General features: G+C 61.8%; 19 protein-coding genes. 1 reads left to right on the top strand and 18 read right to left on the bottom strand.

The window, feature by feature from the left end; all coding sequences use genetic code 11:
- Positions 1-43 precede the first annotated feature (43 nt).
- The 4 genes from CH296_RS26055 to CH296_RS26040 all read right to left on the bottom strand — a co-directional run bounded on the left by CH296_RS26055 (position 44) and on the right by CH296_RS26040 (position 3,824).
- On the bottom strand, positions 44-1,228 hold the full coding sequence (locus CH296_RS26055) for an NAD(P)/FAD-dependent oxidoreductase (RefSeq protein WP_015586168.1): 1,185 nt from the start codon (positions 1,226-1,228) through the stop codon (positions 44-46).
- A 346-nt stretch (positions 1,229-1,574) separates the two neighbouring features.
- Complete coding sequence (locus CH296_RS26050) at positions 1,575-2,237, bottom strand: FMN-binding negative transcriptional regulator (RefSeq protein WP_202902192.1); 663 nt, start codon at positions 2,235-2,237, stop codon at positions 1,575-1,577.
- A complete protein-coding gene (locus CH296_RS26045; protein ID WP_015586166.1) occupies positions 2,234-3,508 on the bottom strand; it encodes a lysine N(6)-hydroxylase/L-ornithine N(5)-oxygenase family protein in 1,275 nt (424 codons plus the stop codon). Before CH296_RS26045 ends, CH296_RS26050 begins: the two co-directional genes overlap by 4 nt.
- A gap of 4 nt (positions 3,509-3,512) precedes the next feature.
- On the bottom strand, positions 3,513-3,824 hold the full coding sequence (locus CH296_RS26040) for an MbtH family protein (protein WP_015586165.1): 312 nt from the start codon (positions 3,822-3,824) through the stop codon (positions 3,513-3,515).
- A 203-nt stretch (positions 3,825-4,027) separates the two neighbouring features.
- Here CH296_RS26040 and CH296_RS26035 point away from each other — a divergent pair, with 203 nt between their 5' ends.
- Positions 4,028-4,981, top strand: coding sequence for a UbiA family prenyltransferase (locus tag CH296_RS26035; RefSeq protein WP_080730065.1), 954 nt, complete (start codon positions 4,028-4,030; stop codon positions 4,979-4,981).
- Positions 4,982-4,993: 12 nt separating this feature from the next.
- On the opposite strand, the gene CH296_RS29680 is transcribed toward CH296_RS26035, so the two are convergent.
- The 14 genes from CH296_RS29680 to CH296_RS25965 all read right to left on the bottom strand — a co-directional run bounded on the left by CH296_RS29680 (position 4,994) and on the right by CH296_RS25965 (position 17,470).
- Positions 4,994-5,254 carry a helix-turn-helix transcriptional regulator gene (locus CH296_RS29680; protein ID WP_080730074.1) on the bottom strand — a complete coding sequence of 87 codons (261 nt, stop codon included), beginning with the start codon at positions 5,252-5,254 and terminating at the stop codon, positions 4,994-4,996.
- A 611-nt stretch (positions 5,255-5,865) separates the two neighbouring features.
- Positions 5,866-6,432, bottom strand: coding sequence for a peptide deformylase (gene def / locus CH296_RS26025; RefSeq protein WP_015586162.1), 567 nt, complete (start codon positions 6,430-6,432; stop codon positions 5,866-5,868).
- 145 nt (positions 6,433-6,577) lie between these two features.
- Positions 6,578-6,745 (bottom strand): hypothetical protein, encoded by a 168-nt coding sequence (locus CH296_RS29105; RefSeq protein WP_155289036.1) that lies wholly within the window; start codon positions 6,743-6,745, stop codon positions 6,578-6,580.
- Between the two features lie 25 nt (positions 6,746-6,770).
- Positions 6,771-7,661, bottom strand: a complete 891-nt coding sequence (locus tag CH296_RS26020; protein ID WP_015586160.1) for a hypothetical protein — start codon at positions 7,659-7,661, stop codon at positions 6,771-6,773.
- Between the two features lie 168 nt (positions 7,662-7,829).
- Positions 7,830-8,138: a hypothetical protein gene (locus CH296_RS26015; protein WP_015586159.1), complete on the bottom strand. Its 309-nt coding sequence runs from the start codon at positions 8,136-8,138 to the stop codon at positions 7,830-7,832.
- Positions 8,139-8,174: 36 nt separating this feature from the next.
- On the bottom strand, positions 8,175-8,606 hold the full coding sequence (locus tag CH296_RS26010) for a hypothetical protein (protein ID WP_015586158.1): 432 nt from the start codon (positions 8,604-8,606) through the stop codon (positions 8,175-8,177).
- Positions 8,607-8,684: 78 nt separating this feature from the next.
- Positions 8,685-9,434, bottom strand: a complete 750-nt coding sequence (locus CH296_RS26005; protein WP_015586157.1) for a hypothetical protein — start codon at positions 9,432-9,434, stop codon at positions 8,685-8,687.
- A 76-nt stretch (positions 9,435-9,510) separates the two neighbouring features.
- Positions 9,511-10,290: a hypothetical protein gene (locus CH296_RS26000; RefSeq protein WP_015586156.1), complete on the bottom strand. Its 780-nt coding sequence runs from the start codon at positions 10,288-10,290 to the stop codon at positions 9,511-9,513.
- Entirely contained in the window at positions 10,280-10,972 is a 693-nt protein-coding gene (locus tag CH296_RS25995) for a hypothetical protein (RefSeq protein WP_052047787.1), read from the bottom strand. Before CH296_RS25995 ends, CH296_RS26000 begins: the two co-directional genes overlap by 11 nt.
- A gap of 715 nt (positions 10,973-11,687) precedes the next feature.
- A complete protein-coding gene (locus CH296_RS25985; protein WP_015586153.1) occupies positions 11,688-12,020 on the bottom strand; it encodes a hypothetical protein in 333 nt (110 codons plus the stop codon).
- Positions 12,021-12,060: 40 nt separating this feature from the next.
- Positions 12,061-14,313, bottom strand: a complete 2,253-nt coding sequence (locus CH296_RS25980; protein WP_094685985.1) for an FtsK/SpoIIIE domain-containing protein — start codon at positions 14,311-14,313, stop codon at positions 12,061-12,063.
- Entirely contained in the window at positions 14,310-14,738 is a 429-nt protein-coding gene (locus CH296_RS25975) for a hypothetical protein (RefSeq protein WP_015586151.1), read from the bottom strand. The genes CH296_RS25980 and CH296_RS25975 overlap by 4 nt, the downstream gene beginning before the upstream one ends.
- Positions 14,739-15,404: 666 nt before the next feature.
- Entirely contained in the window at positions 15,405-16,004 is a 600-nt protein-coding gene (locus CH296_RS29675; RefSeq protein WP_015586149.1) for a hypothetical protein, read from the bottom strand.
- On the bottom strand, positions 16,004-17,470 hold the full coding sequence (locus CH296_RS25965; RefSeq protein ID WP_072692242.1) for a peptidoglycan DD-metalloendopeptidase family protein: 1,467 nt from the start codon (positions 17,468-17,470) through the stop codon (positions 16,004-16,006). The genes CH296_RS29675 and CH296_RS25965 overlap by 1 nt, the downstream gene beginning before the upstream one ends.
- Positions 17,471-17,518 lie beyond the last annotated feature (48 nt).

Raw genomic sequence — 17,518 nt, 5'->3', positions numbered from 1 at the left:
ACCCTCAGCGTTAGATTCAGACCCGAAATATTTCATCAGCAAGCTACAACAAGTCGACGAGCTCGGCCGACATAAATTCGCGCATCCCGATGGCCCCCGAAACCAAACCGAAGTACCGAGATGTAAGTTCGGGCGAATTGGCAATGGCATGCAGCATGCGCAACCGGGACTTCGTCGGTTGAAGCTTCGCCAGGGCGAGAGTACTCATGTACGGCTCCTCTAGAACAGCTCCTGTCGACAGTGCAAAGTGCACCATCGCCTCATCTACTGCGACCGAGTTCCCGACATCCACCCCGGAAATAGAATCGGTGAGCAGGTCGGCTTGAATCAGCGCATTGGTGATGCCGCGGGCGCTGATCGAGTCAAGGTGGTGAGCCGCATCCCCCGTCAATGCCCAGCCCGGACCGTGCGATTTACGGAAATAGTTGCGTTGGTCCCCCGTACCCCACCACCGATCCACTCGGTCGAGTGCCATAATTTGTTCGTATAAATCCGGCGCTGTCGATTCGATCGCGGACAAGTACGCCCTCTGCGGGTCCCGCCGAACGACCGAGAATTCGCTCTGCGGCAGGTAAGCTGCCACAATTGTCAGGTCGTCATGTGTTGGAATACGGGCTATCCAGCGGCCGACTCGCTCATGGAATCCGAATCCTGTTCGCAAGCCTTGCCAGAAGGTGTAGTACACGCAGCTTGCTATGGGTGCCGATCGGAGGATCGGTGCCTGAACAAGTTCCGCGACCTTTGATCGCATACCGTCGGCCCCAATAACCAATCGAGCAGACACCGATGTGGTCGAATTTCCACTCCGGAGGCGAACTCCGGCGACGCGTTCGTCGTGCCAAATCAATTCTAGGACCGACGTCCGATCCGAGAACTCCGCGCCCGCTGACACGGCAGCTCGAATGAGTAGATCGTCGAGTATGTACCGCCGTGGTGCGTAAGCGGCATTAACACCGTCCTTCGCCGGGGTAGCAGCGATCAGACTCAGTCCATCCACATCGTGACTAATAGTGCCCAAAGGCGGACAACCGGAGGCCACAACATCATCGAGCATCCCCCACTGTGCGAGTCTCACGACCCCAGGGTGCTGGATATACAACGTGGACATGGTGTCCGCCGGAAAGGAGGCCCTATCGACCAGCAGAACACTTCGCCCCTGTCTGGCTAACAGCAGTGCCACCGAAGCGCCGGCACATCGCGCCCCAACAACAACAACGTCGTAATCCATTACCAACCTTCTGGCTTTCTCTGGCGATGACACCGACTTGGTCACGTTCGCCGGTCGGCTCTTTTGCCGGATTTTGGTCCGGAAGCAATCCCCCGGAATCCCAACTTCATTCCGAAGGTAGAACGATTGACCTGCTCGACGAGTCGGAATGGCGGCGGACAAGGTGCGTGAGAGCAGTAGCACAATTTATAAACTCCGCTTGCATCCGTAAACCGATGAACAGACCAGGCCGAAATGGCTGAGCCGGTGCGAAATTGAAGGTTTACAAATGGCGGGCACGGAATGCTCTTTTGGCGCAAAAGGCTCCCGGGCCGTGGGTTCCGTCGGTGCGTCCGACATGTCCCCATCAGAAGTTGTTGTAGTCACCATGGCTGTACTCCCGCATGAACGAAGCTAGTTCTTTGCCTCGCCCGGCGTGGTTCGCGCTGAAGTGGTCCGCCACCCGTCGCCTGGTCTCGAGGTTCTGCTCCTGGCTGAGCTTGAACATGCCATCCGCCGATTCCACCTCAAAACTGAATGCACCCACAGCCGGACCGATCCTTCGGTAGTGGTCCAGCGAACTGTCCATCTCCCACCCGCTGCCGAATTTCTGCTCGTACGTACTGACTGTCAATTGAACGACCTTGAGCGTCTCCTCGAAATCGGCAACAGGTTGCAGCTTTCCTCGGAGATGTACCGAGACGTAGTTCCAGGTCGGTGCTACAGAATCGCGTTGGTAGACACTTGGGGTGACATACCCATGAGGCCCGGTGAAAATAAGTTGGGCATCCGCACCGTCGACGAGCGAGTCCCAGTGGGGATTGGCCCGGTTCATGTGCCCAAACAGTGTCGATCCTTCTAAGTCCTCGCTCTCTGAAGGGGCGCAGGGAGCACAGATGACTGGCAAATGGGTGGCGTACGGGGCCTTGGGGCCGTTTGAGATCAGAGCCGCAAAAGGGTACTGCGCAACCACGCGGCGCAGCCATGTCCGATCACTTGCCTTGTAGATCCGGGGGACGTACATGGTCATCTCCTGAGAATGGATTGGGCGATTTCACCGGATCTGACTGCAGTGTTGGACAGGAGACCAGCAGAAAGTCCATGGCTGTGTTCGGTACTGGCACCGTGCACATAGATACCGGCGCGCACCGCATCCGACGTCGTCACTCGGTAGTCGCGTCCCACGCTGAGCCGTCCCTGCTCGTCGTGCTTACATTCGCGCATCAGGCCCTGGAGTAGCGGTGCCGGGTCACTTGGCCGGTAGCCGGTGGCGTAGACGATCACGTCTGCTTCGATGGTATGGGTCAGACCGGTGGCCGAGGATGTGACCTCGACCCGTACGCCGTCTGTGTCCTCGTCGACGGATGTGACGCGCGAGGTGTTGATCATCCGTAACCGCTGTTTGCCCAGGACCTTCTCCTGGTAGCTCTTGAGATACAGCGACTGTGAAATATCGAGATCGACCACTGAGTAATTGGTGTTGGCGTGGTATTCGAGGAGCCTCTGCTTCTCGTCGGTCGGAGCGGAGAAGAACCGGTCAACTCCCTCCGGATCGAAAATTCCATTCGCATACGGGCTGTCATCGGCGACGCTGTAGCCGTAGCGGGACAGGACGGTGTGCACATTGGCGCGAGGGAAAGTCCGATGAAGGTAGTCAGCAACTTCGGCGGCACTTTGGCCAGAGCCCACGACGACAAAATTTTGAGGGACGTATGTAACTGCGGCTGCTCTGCCCAGCAGTTGGGAGCTGTGCCAGATCCGCTCAGATCTGTTGACACCATCGGGAAGTCGAGGCGTCAAACCCATTCCGATCACGATGTTCCGCGCCCGCTGAACAACGTCATCTGGGCCGACTACATCGACGTACTCCACCACGCCATTCTCGACTACTGGTCGGATGTCTTTGATCTCGGACCCGTACGAGACGTTTGACTGAAATTGGCTAGCTGCCCACTCCAGGTAGTCATGAAACTCCACCCGCAGTGGGTAGAGAGTTTTGCTGTTGATGAACTCAGCAATTCTCTCTTTCTCTCGGAGGTAGGACACAAACGTATACCGACTCATCGGATTGCGCATGGTGGCAAGGTCTTTGAGAAAAGAGACCTGCATGGTCGCATCCTCCATGAGCATCCCACGGTGCCAGCCGAAACGAGGCTGGAGCTCGTAGAACTTCATGCTGAACTTTGCCGGCACCGGTCCGGGCTGGATGGACTCTTGAAGAGCTATCGCGAGAGCGAGGTTGGAGGGTCCAAAACCGACCCCAACAACGTCCGCGACGGACGAGCCTGACTGTGCTCCCATCGAGCTACGACCTAATTTCGTTGTGGTAGGCATCGGCTGGGATGCCCTCAACCGAATTGGTCGTTCCCGGCCGCATAGTTGGTCCGACATTAGTTGTCTGGCTGCGGTTTTCGGCCTGAGCAATGGCGAGTGACTTGGGGCGCAAATCGGTCCAGTGGGTGTCGACGTACTCCAGACAAGCAGTCCGCTTGGCCTCGCCGAACACTCTTGACCAACCGGCCGGGACGTCGATAAAGACCGGCCAGAGAGAGTGCTGCCCCTCCTCGTTGGTGAGAACGAAATAGCTGCCGTCTTCATCGTCGAACGGATTGCTCATGGTCCTCGCTTACTCGGAGAGTTGCAGTACGCCTGCTGTGCATTTCGGTACCAGTCGAGTCTGCCTAGCAGCGAATACGTTGGTCCCCTTTGTGGCACGAAGGGAGTAGGTAATACCTCAGAAAACTACAACTTTGGATGTAGTTTTAGCGAAGACAAGTCCGGGCAGAAACCTTCGTGCACTGCGACAGCTAGGCTCCGGCTGTGTCAGATGGGTGGTCGTATCGGTGTGAGTCGGTCAAGCACGGCACACAGGTAGGTCGTCCTGGGGGCGCGTCGAGTCCCGCAAGAAATGCATGGTTGTGCTTCGTGGAGGCCAGACCGCAGGTCCAAGGTGTCTATCTGCTTCGATTCGCGGTTGGAATTGCCGGCGTATCAGCGACTGCAGGGCCTGTCGGTGTCGGACAATTAGCGGCCGGCGCGTTGACCTGGTGGGCCGTCGTGATATCGACGTACTTGTTCAATGGTGTGACTGACGTCCTTGAGGATGTGGCAAACGCGTCGCAGCGACCGATTGCGCGGGGGGAACTGGCAGTCCGTACAGCCCGGTGGGTCAGCGTGGCTACGGCGATCACAGCCCTGCTGATGGCTGCAGTTGCGGGGCGCGAGATGTGGTGCTGGACCTTCGCCTTCCTGACGCTTGGGTGGGTGTACTCGGCACCGCCACTGGCTGCCAAGCGTTGGAGTTTGTCTTCTTCTGTAGTGATATTCGGCCTCGGCTGGGCAAGTTATGCTGCCGGAGCGGCCGCCGGCGGCGGAGGATTTGGGCGTACGGAACAAGTCTTCTGCGCATCGATGGCAACATGGATGGCGTTGGTGGGAGCGGTCGTGAAGGACCTATCCGATGCCCACGGGGACGCCATTGGTGGGAGGCGCACTCTGGCAGCGCAACGTGGACTCAGCTCTGCACGGCGGCTGGCCATATTCGGAACGACTGTCGTTGGAGTATGCGCACCGATCGCCTCACTGCTATGGGCACCGCTCGCACTGTTCGGAACATTGCCGTTGACTGCTGGAGCTCTCTGGGTGATGGCGCTATGCGCGCGGGCGAACGACTATGACCTGAAGGCACGGCGCTGCGGGTACCGCGCTTTCATGGCCACCCAGTACGCAGCAAACCTCGCGATGCTCGGCACCCTCCTGGTGCGCGCGGTATGAAATTGCGGGCCGCTAGATGCGGCTGCCGAATAGCCTGTGCAACGCGTCCATACGGGACGACGCCCCAAGTTTCAGATAGGCGTTGGACAGATGCCGCTTGACTGTGAGCTCTGAAATATTCAGAGTGCGAGCGATCTGCCGGTTGGTCATCGCGAACGCCACAGCCTCCAAGACTTCAAGCTCCCGGTTGGTCAAAGATGCGTCTGACGCGGCCTCAAGCACTCGAAGTTGCCTGTCCCTCAAATGGCCTCGGGTCTCCTCGTAGCTGAGCATGCCCGTGTGAAGGCGGCCACCGGCAGCAAGGCGAAAAGCGGCGTTGATGCGTCTCCAGACCCCAGGTCGGTGTGTCAAGGGTGCCTCTTTGGCGGCCAGCTCTATTGCAGGCTCAAGGGATGACCACAGAATCTCCACAGCTCGCACGGACTCCGAAGCCGGTATTGCCTGTAGGGCTCGATGCGAGCCGAGCAACCGGGTGTACTCGTCTGGAATCGCCGACCGAGTAGTCGAAGACGTGGGAAGGCCTAATGCATCTACGCACTCGTTGAGGATTGCCAGTGCTTGGCGGCGGCACTGTGACCACACCCCCGGATTGATCCCGAGGGGACTATTCTCGCGTAGCAAAGTGGTTCTGTACGCCGTCACTACCTCTGGAATCGCGGCCCGTAGCGACGCCGCAGCCATTGCGTAAGGCATATGTTCCCCGAACTCCTGTTCCCTAGCCCAGGATACAAGACCATATGGTCCGTTGCCGTGCAATAGCGAGCCATGGATGCGTTGAGGGTTCGACCTACTGTTTCGTGTAGATGAATGTCAGGCTTCGTGAAGGTCTTGACGTCACCGGGTGGGTAGGCGGAGCAGAGCGGTCACTGCTTCCGGAGCAGAATCTATCGTGTTGGCCAATCGTTGCTGTACTGCTCAGAGACCGTCTCGTGGTCACGATAGAGCTGTTTACGTTTGCGCTTCGAGAGGCGGTCGCCGAAAACGATACCGTTGATGTGATCGGTTTCGTGTTGGAAACAACGCCCGAGCGTGCCGCCTGCGTTGAGTTCGATCTGGTTACCGTACTGGTCCTGTCCTCGACAGATAGAGAACTCTGGCCGTGCGAGGTCGGTGTATGCGCCGGGGAGGGACAAGCATCCTTCACCGAAATCGATGAGGTGTCGATCGTTTCCTTCGGCGAGTTCGACTACCGGATTGCAGACGACACCAGTTCGCCGTGTCCCGGTCTCGTCACTGCAATCGTAGATGAACACCGCAAGGTCGATGCCTACCTGCTGAGCGGCGAGGCCGGCACCGTCCGCAGCAGTATTGGTCGCGAACATATCGGCAAGCAGACTTTGCAGATCAGGACCGAAGTCGGTCACCGGTCGAGCCGATGTGTGCAGGACAGGGTCGCCCCATCGGACGATTGGTCGAGCATTGCCGAGGCGCAGAAGTTCAGAGACAGGCATGACTCGTATGCTCCACCCTGGCTACGTTAGAAGCAACCGATGAGGTTTGTTTTGGGCGCGTATCACGTTTTGTGGCCGTCATCATGGTGCGGAGTGGCTCGACGAGAGCATCCGATCGCGCAGGGCCCATGACAAGTGACCGTCTCTATTCCGATTCTTCGCCGGTGTCGATGGCTCCGTCGATGGGTCCGGTCTGGGGGTCTTCGGCTTGGACGGCGCGAAAGTCGGCGCGCGGCATGATGTCTGGATGAAATTGCCATGGTGCGCGGCGTTCTCGTCGGTGTGGTGGCGGTGAGGCCTTTTCGGTGGGCATGTCTGTTTGTTCCTTTCGCTGATGGTCAGTCCGTGTCGATGTCTTCGAGTTGCACGACGAGCCTTTCCCTGACCCTCTGACCTGGTCGCTCGTAGGGGACGAAGTGCGAGTTGACGACTCGGTAGCGGGTGCCCCGTGGGAGGAGGTGGCTCGTGTCGTCGCCCTTGTCCGATGCTCCGAGGTACAGCCCTCGTGTTGTTTGGATCTCGAATACGGCGTCCGTCGGATGGCTGTGTGCGTCGAGTTCGTGGATCGAGTGGCGGGCGCCGGTGAAGCGGTCGAAAGCTATGACCGAGCCGGGTGAGAGGGTCTCGGGTAGCTCGGATGGATGGATGACGGCGTGGGGCAAGCTCACAACGGTGTAGACCAGGTGTCCACGTCCGGACTCACGCTCGTATCGCTGGATTGCGCGGTCGACTCTCTGGATGTGGCGGCGCTGGTCGTCGTCGAGCCGAACTGCATCACCGTTGACATCGGACAATGCGTCGTTGGTGCGTTTCCAATTTTCTGGATCTCCGATCAGTGTGCTCATCGCACGGTGCTGGGCTCGGGGAACGCTCTGCTCGACAGTCCTTTTGGTGGCTGATCGCGCATTGCGCTGGCGGGCGCTGAGGCTTCGACGGAGTTCGATCGCGGCCGGCAGCGAACGTCTTTTTCGTTCGTTCGTGATCGGCGCGGCGGTGTTGCGGGGGAAGGCGCGTTCGAGGTCGCGGCGCGCGCGTGTCAGACCGGGCAGTCCTTCGATGTCGGTATCGAGGCCGCGGGCATGCTCGCGATTCGCGGCTCGGTCGGCGAAGGATGCGTGCGGGAGCACCACCCCTTGCTTCTTCTCCAGCTCTCCGCTGGATCCTCGATCGGGGTCGAACGCGCCCCCGTCTGGGGTGACGCGGTTACGACTACGGCGCGCGGAGGACATCGGACCTCACCCGGAGGGGGTCTTGCGGTCCCGGATACAGAGTCGGTACTGCGGCCCCGCGGGGGGCGGCGGTACCGACTCGACCTGCAGCGCCGCCGAAGTATTCGACAGCGCTGCAGCAAGTGCACGCTCGGCGGACGCCTCCACCGAGCAGTGCGACAGCTTGGGTCATCGTCCCGGCCGGCCGGGCAGGTCGGTTCCGGTTCCTATCGTCCATGCGACATCGACGACGTCGGACAGGGTCCGGCTCAGGTGGCCACAACTCGTGCATACGCCGGGCAGCTTCTGTGAAATCAGATCGAAGAAGTGCTCGTCGCACGCGAGGTGGGCCATGAGCTGTCCGCCGGCGCAGCAATCTTTCATGGCCACCGCCCACCATGCGCCCCGCGGTCCCGCTCCCCCGTCCCTGGGTTCCAGCGCGCAGACGTCGCAGGCCAGCTCGATATGGGTGATCGCGTCGGTTCGGTCGGTGCTCATCGCACAGCCCCCTCTGGTTGTCGACGGGATGTCATGTCAGCTCGCCATGGCGTCGTGCTCGCCGTGCTCGTTGTGGTGATCACTCCGGTGTTCCTCCGACGCCGGTGCGGCATGGTTCTGCTGCCCACTGTCGTGCCCGTGGGGTTCGCCGCCGGTGGCGGCGGTTTCTGCCGGCGGGGTCTGCGTGGGTTCTTTCTTGCTGGTGGCCGGTTTTGCGACTCCCTTCAGTGATGGCCGGACGTAGCCGCCCTTCTTCAGTTGGGCGGTGGTGAAGCCTGCAGCTTTGGCGGCGTCGTAGGCCACGATGAATTCGGCGGTCGAGTCGACATGTTCGGCCTGCGCTTTGGCGACTGCTTCGGCCTTCTGCCGGCTGTTCTCGGCTGCTTCGACAAGGTTGCGCATTGCGGTGAACTGCGGGCCGAGGATCTCGCGGGTGGTTGCATCGGCCTGGTCGGCGGTCTTGGGCATGAGATTCCTTCTTTCATGTTGTGTGCGAGGGACTTTCATTTCCTCTTGGGGAGGAGATTTGTGTGGCCGATCGTGTGGTCAGTTCGCCGGTTCGGTCTCGCCCGCAGTTGTCACCGCGGTGTTGCCGAGACCGCAGAGTTGCGTGGCCGCGACAGCATCACCGCGGGTGATGGGCAAGGCGTATGTCTGCGCCACACGAAGATATTTCGCCGCAAATGCACATGCGAGGTCGTCGTTGCTCGGATGCCACTGAGAAAGCCCACGTTGGGCTCGATGTTCAACTGCCTGCGCGCTGGCGACGATGATGTTGGTCTGTACGTCGCTGACAAAGCGTTGCTGCTGTTCGGGTGCCCATGCAGCAGCACCCAACGCCCACGCCGCGTCCAGCGGGTAGACGTAATCGCTTGCTGCAGCATCTTTCTCAGATGCTGCATCGAATTCGACGGTGACACCGGTGTATGGATCATTCAACACGCCCTGTGCCACAACGCAATTGTCCGTTCCGGCAGCGAATGTGACGGCCTCGAGCTCCGCTGCCAATGCGATGTTCCTGGTGTCGCATCCGTGATCGCTGCCTGGCGGCCGCACGAGAAGTTCCGCCAAGCGCTGACCGTCGGGCCACCTGGCCGTGCTGTCGATATCGTCGACGACGGGCAGGGCGTCGAGAAGGCTCGCAACGGTGATGACGTCGTGGAAGACCTGGGGTGGTGGTGGCGCAGTGTCGGCCTCGTGGTGATCCGTCGTGATCACCACGGCAGCCGCGGCCGCCACAGCGACCATCACGGCTGCGGCAATGGCTGTCCATGCGGTCTGATGTGTCTTCGCCATGATGGCAATCACCTCTTCGGGAGCTGTCGAGTTCGGGGAGGGAAGAAAAAGCAGGACGCAACTGCGCGCAGGCGGATCAGGATGCGACGAGAGTGAGCGCGGTGCCGAGTGCGAGGTACGGGCCCAGCGCGATATGCGACCGTGCAGGCTCGGATCTGATCGCTCGAAGGACCCGCACGACTATCACTCCGACGAAAGCCGTCAGGATCGAGAACACCAGCGCCGCACCGAGGGATGTCCAGCCGACGTAGCCTAGGACCATCGCGAGCGAGACCACCAGTCGCGCATCGCCGATACCGATTCCGCCGCGCAGAAGCACTGCAAGCGCGAAGAACAATATGCCGGCGGCCAGGCCGGCCAGAAGGGCGCGACCGACCGCGCCCCAGGTGCCGTGAACGACACCGGTGAGCAAGATCATTGCTGCAGTTCCGCTGGCGGCCAGATACGCAAGAGCAGTCGGAATCCGTTGCACGCGTTGGTCGATCCACGCAATCCAGGGCACTACCAGAGCCAAGAACAGCATTGCCGCCGGCGGCGCACTCGTCGGAGTACTGACGAAAGCGGAGATGACGCCCCACACGACACCGGAGACGATGACGGGAATTTTCGTCCCCAGCGCCGCCTCGTCGACGGAGATCTCGACCCGTGCACACACCGCGATGACGGTGGTCCGCAGCGCGGCCGACAGAGCTACCCCGACGATCACTGCTATCGCGACAATCGAGACGCGGCCGACAGTCGCAGCAGTTGATGCCTGAGTGCTGGCCCAGGATGCCGACGACGCCTCGATCAAGGCCCATAGGACGCCTGCCGCCAGAGCGACCACGACACTTCTGACGTAGTCGCTACGCAACATCGGCTTCTCGTTCACCATCGGAGCGAGCGGCGTGCACGGCCATCCGGGCACGGTAGCGGACCTTCTTTTTCACCGCTGAGTCGAGATCGATTCCGAGTACGTCGGCCAGGTGCTCGGTTGACCACCGCCGACGGAGCGAAATTCCTACGATCTCGGCTTGCTCTGCAAGAGTGAGCGGCAGTCTCCATTCGCCGCACAGGCGACGGTAGACGGCCGCCTCGTCCACGCCGCGGATGCCTCGGGGCGAATGTGGACGTGCTCGGGGGTCGTCGATTTCGTCATCGTCCCAAGCAAGAGGCGTCGCCCATCCCTGCTCACGGGCTGCATTCCGGACCTGCTCGTCGGGGCCGGGTGTCATGGAGATCTGGTCGTAGACGTCGTTGATGACGGACCAGAGTTCACTGGGGACAACTTGATCCGATGGCAACGTCGAAAGCTTGGGCACCGACAGCCCGGTCAGTTCGGACAGCGCTTGCACCGAGTAGCCCATCGCGACGAGGGCCCGGATCCGTCGCTGAGCTCCGACACCTAAGGTCATCGCCCGTCCCCGGGTGGGGTGGAAGGTGACGTCGAGAATAGCTTTCGAGATGCTTGCGGTGGTCTCGAAGCATTTGTGGTTGGCGACTGTCTCCACATCACTGAGGCTGAGCTTCGTGAGATCGAGGATCATTTGGTCGGGCATACCGCCGAGCCGCAACGACAGCAGGTGGCGGCGGGCGGGTCCGGAGGGTACCGACGAGGCACTCCCGCGGCGGGATGTTCTGTTAGATCCCGCCGCGGGAGTGGAGCGACGTCGCGCACGCGCAGCGTCACTGCCGTCGCTCGTCGGGCCGAAGGAACCACCCCTCGACGTCGTCGAGCGACTCCATGAACCGGTATTCCGGTCAGGATTCATTGTATTGCTATCGGGCACTGCATCACACAGTGCGGGGGAAAGATTGTTTTGCGTACGCGAAACCACGTCGACGTCAGTCATGGTGCATCCCTTTTCAGTTGATGCGGTTGGTCAGACCGCACATCAGATGTTGGGGACACTACCTCGCGGGAGTGCATCGCGTCCAGACCGTCGGGTCGTTTTTCTTCGGTGATGAGAGTTCCTCGGTCGTACAGTCCGCCTGCCGCGACGCCGGTATAGCTATCTGCCTCGGCTCTTGTGCGGCATGCGACGAAGGCCGCGAGCGGGCAGGTCTCGCACGATTCGAGGAGATGCGCTGCAGCGACGGTTGCTTTCCGGCGCCGTTCGAGACGTGGGATCCGTGACTGCAGCAGCTCTGCGACCGCCGTTTCGCGGGCGGCCCAGTTGCTGTCTCGGACACACTGACCGAGCGGCATCGTGAACGATTCTCTGCTCGCGATCGCGCGTAGTTCTGCGCGGCGACCACTGGTGGCTTTCGTTCTCATCCCCGGTCTCCTCGGTGCAGTCGAGCCTGTCGGGCTGAGTAGGCCGAGCGGCCGGCGCTGATCGCGACGGCACCGAGGGCGACGACGACGGCGAGAGCGATGATCAGTCGTCGACCGTCGAGCCCGGCACCGTCCGATGCTGGGATCTGCACCATCGGGGATGCCTCGCTGGCGATCAGAATGGAGTGCTCGACCAGCCAGGCGATTGCCGTCGACCACCACAGGCCTGCGGATCCGAGAGCCATGGTGGCTGCGAGTGGGGCGATCCAGATCAGCGCCATCTGATCGTCGTCGGAGAGGGCTTTGCTGTTGTTGCCGTGTTGGGACATGTGGTTGTTCCTCTTCTGATCGTGTGTGTCGCAGAGTGATTCAGGTGGCGAGGGCAAGGGGGCGACGAACTTGAACAGTCGCGTCGAGAGGAATGTCGAGCACCCCCTCGTCGTCGCCGTCGCCACGCCAGGTCAGCCCGACCATGTCGTCACCCGACTCGTCTCCGTAGATGTCGGGTTCGTTGTCGACGACGACCCAGATCCCGGCGTCCTCGTCGAGGAGAACTAGGTCGCCGGCAACGAGGTCGACCGGAGCAGTGTCTTCGGATTCGCCGTAGCCCTCCCAGTCGTCGACGTCGGTACCGGCGTCGGGGACCACCTGCAGGTGCGGGCGGTCCTTGTGCATCGGAGAGCCCGGGACGCCGGACACGGCTTTTTCTTTCGGCGTCTGCGCGTCGGGCTTGGGCTGGCGAACGGTGGGGGTGTCGAGATTGAGCATTGCCATCGGCGACGATGCGCGACGAGCTGAATCACTGTCCGCGCGCGTCTTTCGCCTGGCGACGGGATCGAGATTGGGATGGTCCGACGCGCGCGCCCAGGGCGCGCCGGAGACGTGATGGAAACGGATCTCTTCGTCGCCGTCCACGGTGCCGCCGGGATCCGGGTCGAGGATCACCAACCGCTCGTGCCGCACTTCGAGAGGACGCAGGCGGTCCAGCACCGCTGCGTCGTCGGCCCCGGGCTCAGTCTTGCGGGGGTCGGGAGTGAAGTAGGTCTGAATTTCGACCGCTTGGTTGTGGTCGTTGACACTGGTCGCCCGCCCACGACATCCGCGCGGGATACCGACTCCAGTGGTTGCCGATTCCCACATCATCAACGCGCCCTGCGGACTCAGACGGCCCATCGATACGCGCTGGCGAAAGTTGTCTCGCATGTCGCCGCCGAAGTACTCGGCATCGGGTCGCTGCGTTCCCAGCACCATGTGGCACTTCGCTGTGCGGCCTTTTCGTCCGATCGACGCCACTTCCTGGAGGGTCTTCGGCTTGGTGGGATCACCCTTACCTTTGATGCTCGAGTACCAGTTGAGCAGGTTGCCTCGGAAGTCGGCGTACTCGTCGATGAACAGAACGACGGGCTCAAAGTCGGCCTCGGTAGCTTCTCCGTTGACGATCAGCGAGTACCGGGTTTCCATGAGATTCCAGAACCGATAGATGACCGCGACCTGGTGCTCCATGTGGCTGGCGACGATCTGTACATTCGGCCAGTCCTGGAAGCCCAAGAACTCGACCCCTTTTCCGTCGACGACCCATACCGGCCAACCGTGCGCGGTGAGCTGTGTCAGCAGGGTGTGTGCGGTGACGGTCTTTCCGGTTCCGGATGCACCGACGAGCATGAAGTGTGGGTCGATCGCCGGCCGCCACACCATGGGGTTGCCGTCCTCGTCCTCGCCGTACGAAATCGCGACCGAGTCGTAGTCGGAGTGCGCGAGGTCGCCGAGATCGGTCGTGGATTCCGCGTCGCCGAGGCCGGCCGGGTTGTAGAGCTTCTTCGGAAAGGTCGGGCGCACCTCGAAACGCACCCAGTCCGTTTCGAGGTTCCAGCGAGCACGCCACCGACCGGGCAGATTGACGCTCACTACTCGTTGTACTCGGGCCCGATAGCCCTCGGACTCGAGTCGATGTCCGACCTCATGGGTGGCTTCGACAGCTACAAGATCCCCGGTGCTCGGGTCCGTCTCGTGTCTGGTGATCTTTCCGGTCGGCCCTAGCAGCGCGAGAATCGTGCGCGTGGCTTTGACGAGTTCGGGCGAGACATGCGTCTCGGAGACGGACCGTGTGTCCGGGACGAGAACGAGACGGCGTTTGCGTGTGTTGTGCTTCTGGATCCGGTACCGGCCCCAGCTCTGCTGGGAGAGCAATTCGACGACGCGGGGCTCCCACTGTTCGTCGAGAAGGAGCGCGGCCGACTGGTAGCGGACGGTGATTCTGCCCGGACGGCCGGGCCACTGGCCGCTCCACCGAGTCGCCGTCAGGACATCACGGGTCGGCGGTGACGCGGTCAGCCGGCAGAGCTGCTCGATCGCACGATCGGTCTCTTCGGCTCGGATCGTGGCGCGATAGCCGTTGTAGCTGACGGCCGCGCCCGCGCCGACGCCGAGTGCTGCTCCACCCCATGCGATCGCTGTGTCGAGGTTCAGGATCGGGCCCAGTGCTGCCGACACGACTCCACCGGCAACGTAGAGCACACAGTTGCGGATCCACGGATTGTTCTGGGGGTCGAGCGAGGGTGCATCACGTAGCGACCGGTATCCGTCGCGGGGTGCCTGAGTCGGGTTGGGTAGCGCGCACATCATGCATCCCGGGTGATCGTGATCAGGATCCCGTCACCGGAAGTTGGGCGCATCGTTGCGGTCAAGGCCACGCTGCGTCGGCCGACTTCGTTGTTGAGATGGGTCGGGTTGTAGTCGAGGGTGAAACGGCACGCGGCGTGAGGCTGGCAGTGCGCAGCGCGGAGAGCCGCATCGACAAGTCTGATCAATCGTTCGTCTTCGGTGTCGACGAGCAGGTTGCTCGAATTCCACTCGACGACGAGCGACCAGACCTCGTCGGTGGTTGCGAGGGTCACGATCCGGTTGGTGGGATCGTCGAGCCTGAGGGTCTCGATCCGAGCGAAGTTCGGCAGCGCTCCTCGATCGATGACAGGACTCAGGGGGCCGGCCGTAGATCGACTGCTCCTCGAACGTGCCCTCGCTACGTGTAGTCGTGTCGGTGCGCTCATGGGGACTCCCTGTCTCGTCGTGCCTTCTCGAGAACAGGTAGATCCAGGTGCGTCGACTTCTGTGACAGCCGCGGTGAATCTTTTTCCGACAACCTTTCATCTCGCGCTGCAGCGCATGCGTTCATGGCCCCATCAGTGGCGCACCGATCGGTCACCAGTGCTCTATCGGTGAGGGTGCGATTGGGGACGGGCAAGTCGCGTTCCGTGTTGCGACTGACCGTCGCGGGAACAGCTATGTGCGCTCGACACCCCTTGACATGGGGGGTACGCTGCAAACGGCGATGCGAAGCGAGTAAGGCTTGCAGCGACCTTCCCACATCCGGGGCATATAACCACCAATTCGCGGCAGCATCGGCGCCTCATCAACTGCTCATCGGATGCGGTTCGATTCCTCTCTTACGCACCCTCGGGCAACGTCCATCCGCCAACCCCAGCGTCGGCGTGACTGCCACGAGATTCGGTATACGCAAGCCACCCCGACCGGCCTGGGGTGGGGCTCCTCCTCGCGGATCCGCGAGCTAAGGGCCGACGGAAGCCGGTTGTCACGTAGCGCGACAGGGCTATGAACGGCGGCACCGATCACGGGAAATAGTGCGTTCCATGTTGCCTGTACAGGGCGATCGGTTCAGTGGCCGGCGACCCTCTCCGGGTCATGTGCGGCGAGGGTCAGAAATCGAGAGTGTCCACACTCCACCCGGCTGCGGTCGGCACTGCCGATACCCACACGGTCGTGGTGGAGTCGACGGGGACCGTGGCATCCGAGGTGACGGCCGATTGCGTTATCTCCGCGACTCGATAGATGCGCTCGGCGGTATCTGCCGGGCATCCGGAGCAGCCGATCGAGACGGTTGCGGTGATTTCGGCGTCTTCTTTCTTCCACTGTTCCCACTGGGCACCGGGGCCTCGCTCGGTCGTTGCAGGGGTGGAGAGTTTTGCAGCGAGGTTGTCGGTGAACCATCGGCGGGCGCGTAGAAACGCGTCGGTCGAGCTCGTGTCGGTGCTGGGGTACCAGGTGAAGGCGGTCGTCAGTGCTTGACGGATTGCGGTCTCCGCGTCTGTGGCGGCGCTGCTGATCGGAGCGGGTACAGCGGTTGTCTCGGTTGGCTGTGTGTTGATTTCGGGTAGCGACGGCGCGGTTGGCGCGCTCGTTGTCTCCGGTGCCGATTCCGGCTCATCGGTGGCGGGTGAGCTGCAGGACCAGGCGATGGTCACCACGGCTACAACGACGAGGAGGACGGCTATAAGACGTCGGCCGGCAAGGGACATCAGATCCTCCGGGCTTTCATTCCAGCCATGAGTGGAGCTTGTTTGACGACGTCTCCGGTGGTGGGGGCGTGGATCATCTGACCGCCGCCGATGTAGATACCGACGTGCCCAGGGCCGTTCGCCTCGAATGATCCGAAGACGAGATCACCGGGCATCGCTTGATCGATCGGGATCTCCGAACCCACTCCCCATTGGGCCTCGGATGTGCGGGGCAGGGTGATGTGCTTGCCCGCGAAGTAGGCGAAACTGGTCAGTCCTGAGCAGTCGAATCCTCCTCGGGAGGGGCCGTTGATATCTCCGCCGCCCCAGACGTAGGGGGTTCCGAGGTACTGGCGTGCAGCCTCGACGACATTGTCTCCGTCAGCTCCGGTCGGCACGAACCGGCCTGTGGAACCTTCGGATGTGTACTGCGCTTGGCCGGCCAGAATCTTCGCCACATAGGGCTGTGTTTGTGTGGTGTAGTCACCGCCGGATGGCATTCCACCGGCTGCGAGCACCGCGGCGGGGCCCGCGTTGTAGGCGGCAATCGTCAGTGCAGTTGGGTCGCCCTTCACTTTTCTCGCGGCGATGGCTGCGGTGATATCTCCGTTGATGGCGCACATGAAGTGGGCTTGTGAGATCACTGCATCTCCGATGGAGTTCGGGTCGGCTCGCCCGTCTCCGTCGTAATCCTTGCCCCACGTTGCCCAGGTTCCCGGCATGAATTGTGCGGGCCCCAACGCTCCGGTGCTCGATACCGGAGCGGACGGGCCGTAGCGGAAACCGTTCTCGGCGGAGAGTTGGGATGCGATCAGGGGAGCACCCACGCCTGGGCACACGGCTCCTGCTTTGCGGATCCACGGCTCGAACTCCGGCGGCACGGATCCGGTTCGGAGATCTCCGCCGGCCGTGCCGAAGCCACAATCGACAGCGGTACCGGCGCCGGTCGGTGAATCAGCGCCGGACGATTGGGGGCTTCCCGCCTGACCGAGTTTGCTCATCGGGTCGATAGCGGTTCCGCCCTGTAAACGGCCGCCTTCCCAGTACTCGAAGTGCAGATGTGGTCCGGTGGAGCCGCCGGCGTTGCCGATGTCGGCGATGTGGTCGCCGACCTTGACCTGTTGTCCCTCCTTGACGAGGACGCCGTTGGGATACATGTGCCCGTACACGGTGGAGACCGGTTTTCCGTCGACGATCGAGTCGAGGACGATCCACATTCCGAAGCCTTGAGCGGGTCCGGCTTTGACCACAGTGCCGTCGAGGGCTGCGTAGATCGGGGTGCCGATCGGGCCCGCGAAGTCGACGCCTTGGTGCATCGTGCCCCACCGCTGCCCGAAGGGGGACGTCATCGTGGTCGTGCCATCGCGGGTCGGCTTGCCGATGGGACCGGACGGGGTCAACGGCGATGCATCATCACCACCGGTACCGGACGAGACCGTGGGGGCACAACCGCTGGAACCTGACGATGTGACGAGTACGACGACCATCAATGGAATGACGACGAGTACACCGAGAGCGGCGATACCGACCGCCAG

Origin of the sequence: Rhodococcus sp. 14-2496-1d (assembly GCF_002259365.1) — a bacterium.
GTDB lineage: Bacteria > Actinomycetota > Actinomycetes > Mycobacteriales > Mycobacteriaceae > Rhodococcoides.
This window is presented reverse-complemented; position numbering and strand designations above follow the sequence as displayed.

What these genes read in the sequence shown, in the direction of transcription:
- CH296_RS29105 (WP_155289036.1), bottom strand. Translation starts at nt 6,745, where the DNA reads ATGCCCACCGAAAAGGCCTCACCGCCACCACACCGACGAGAACGCCGC.
- CH296_RS25975 (WP_015586151.1), bottom strand. Translation starts at nt 14,738, where the DNA reads ATGAGCGCACCGACACGACTACACGTAGCGAGGGCACGTTCGAGGAGC.
- CH296_RS25980 (WP_094685985.1), bottom strand. Translation starts at nt 14,313, where the DNA reads ATGATGTGCGCGCTACCCAACCCGACTCAGGCACCCCGCGACGGATAC.
- CH296_RS26040 (WP_015586165.1), bottom strand. Translation starts at nt 3,824, where the DNA reads ATGAGCAATCCGTTCGACGATGAAGACGGCAGCTATTTCGTTCTCACC.
- CH296_RS26000 (WP_015586156.1), bottom strand. Translation starts at nt 10,290, where the DNA reads ATGTTGCGTAGCGACTACGTCAGAAGTGTCGTGGTCGCTCTGGCGGCA.
- CH296_RS26045 (WP_015586166.1), bottom strand. Translation starts at nt 3,508, where the DNA reads ATGGGAGCACAGTCAGGCTCGTCCGTCGCGGACGTTGTTGGGGTCGGT.
- CH296_RS26055 (WP_015586168.1), bottom strand. Translation starts at nt 1,228, where the DNA reads ATGGATTACGACGTTGTTGTTGTTGGGGCGCGATGTGCCGGCGCTTCG.
- CH296_RS29675 (WP_015586149.1), bottom strand. Translation starts at nt 16,004, where the DNA reads ATGTCCCTTGCCGGCCGACGTCTTATAGCCGTCCTCCTCGTCGTTGTA.
- CH296_RS26050 (WP_202902192.1), bottom strand. Translation starts at nt 2,237, where the DNA reads ATGACCATGTACGTCCCCCGGATCTACAAGGCAAGTGATCGGACATGG.
- def (WP_015586162.1), bottom strand. Translation starts at nt 6,432, where the DNA reads ATGCCTGTCTCTGAACTTCTGCGCCTCGGCAATGCTCGACCAATCGTC.
- CH296_RS25965 (WP_072692242.1), bottom strand. Translation starts at nt 17,470, where the DNA reads ATGGTCGTCGTACTCGTCACATCGTCAGGTTCCAGCGGTTGTGCCCCC.
- CH296_RS26010 (WP_015586158.1), bottom strand. Translation starts at nt 8,606, where the DNA reads ATGCCCAAGACCGCCGACCAGGCCGATGCAACCACCCGCGAGATCCTC.
- CH296_RS26005 (WP_015586157.1), bottom strand. Translation starts at nt 9,434, where the DNA reads ATGGCGAAGACACATCAGACCGCATGGACAGCCATTGCCGCAGCCGTG.
- CH296_RS26020 (WP_015586160.1), bottom strand. Translation starts at nt 7,661, where the DNA reads ATGTCCTCCGCGCGCCGTAGTCGTAACCGCGTCACCCCAGACGGGGGC.
- CH296_RS25985 (WP_015586153.1), bottom strand. Translation starts at nt 12,020, where the DNA reads ATGTCCCAACACGGCAACAACAGCAAAGCCCTCTCCGACGACGATCAG.
- CH296_RS25995 (WP_052047787.1), bottom strand. Translation starts at nt 10,972, where the DNA reads ATGCCCGACCAAATGATCCTCGATCTCACGAAGCTCAGCCTCAGTGAT.
- CH296_RS29680 (WP_080730074.1), bottom strand. Translation starts at nt 5,254, where the DNA reads ATGCTCAGCTACGAGGAGACCCGAGGCCATTTGAGGGACAGGCAACTT.
- CH296_RS26015 (WP_015586159.1), bottom strand. Translation starts at nt 8,138, where the DNA reads ATGAGCACCGACCGAACCGACGCGATCACCCATATCGAGCTGGCCTGC.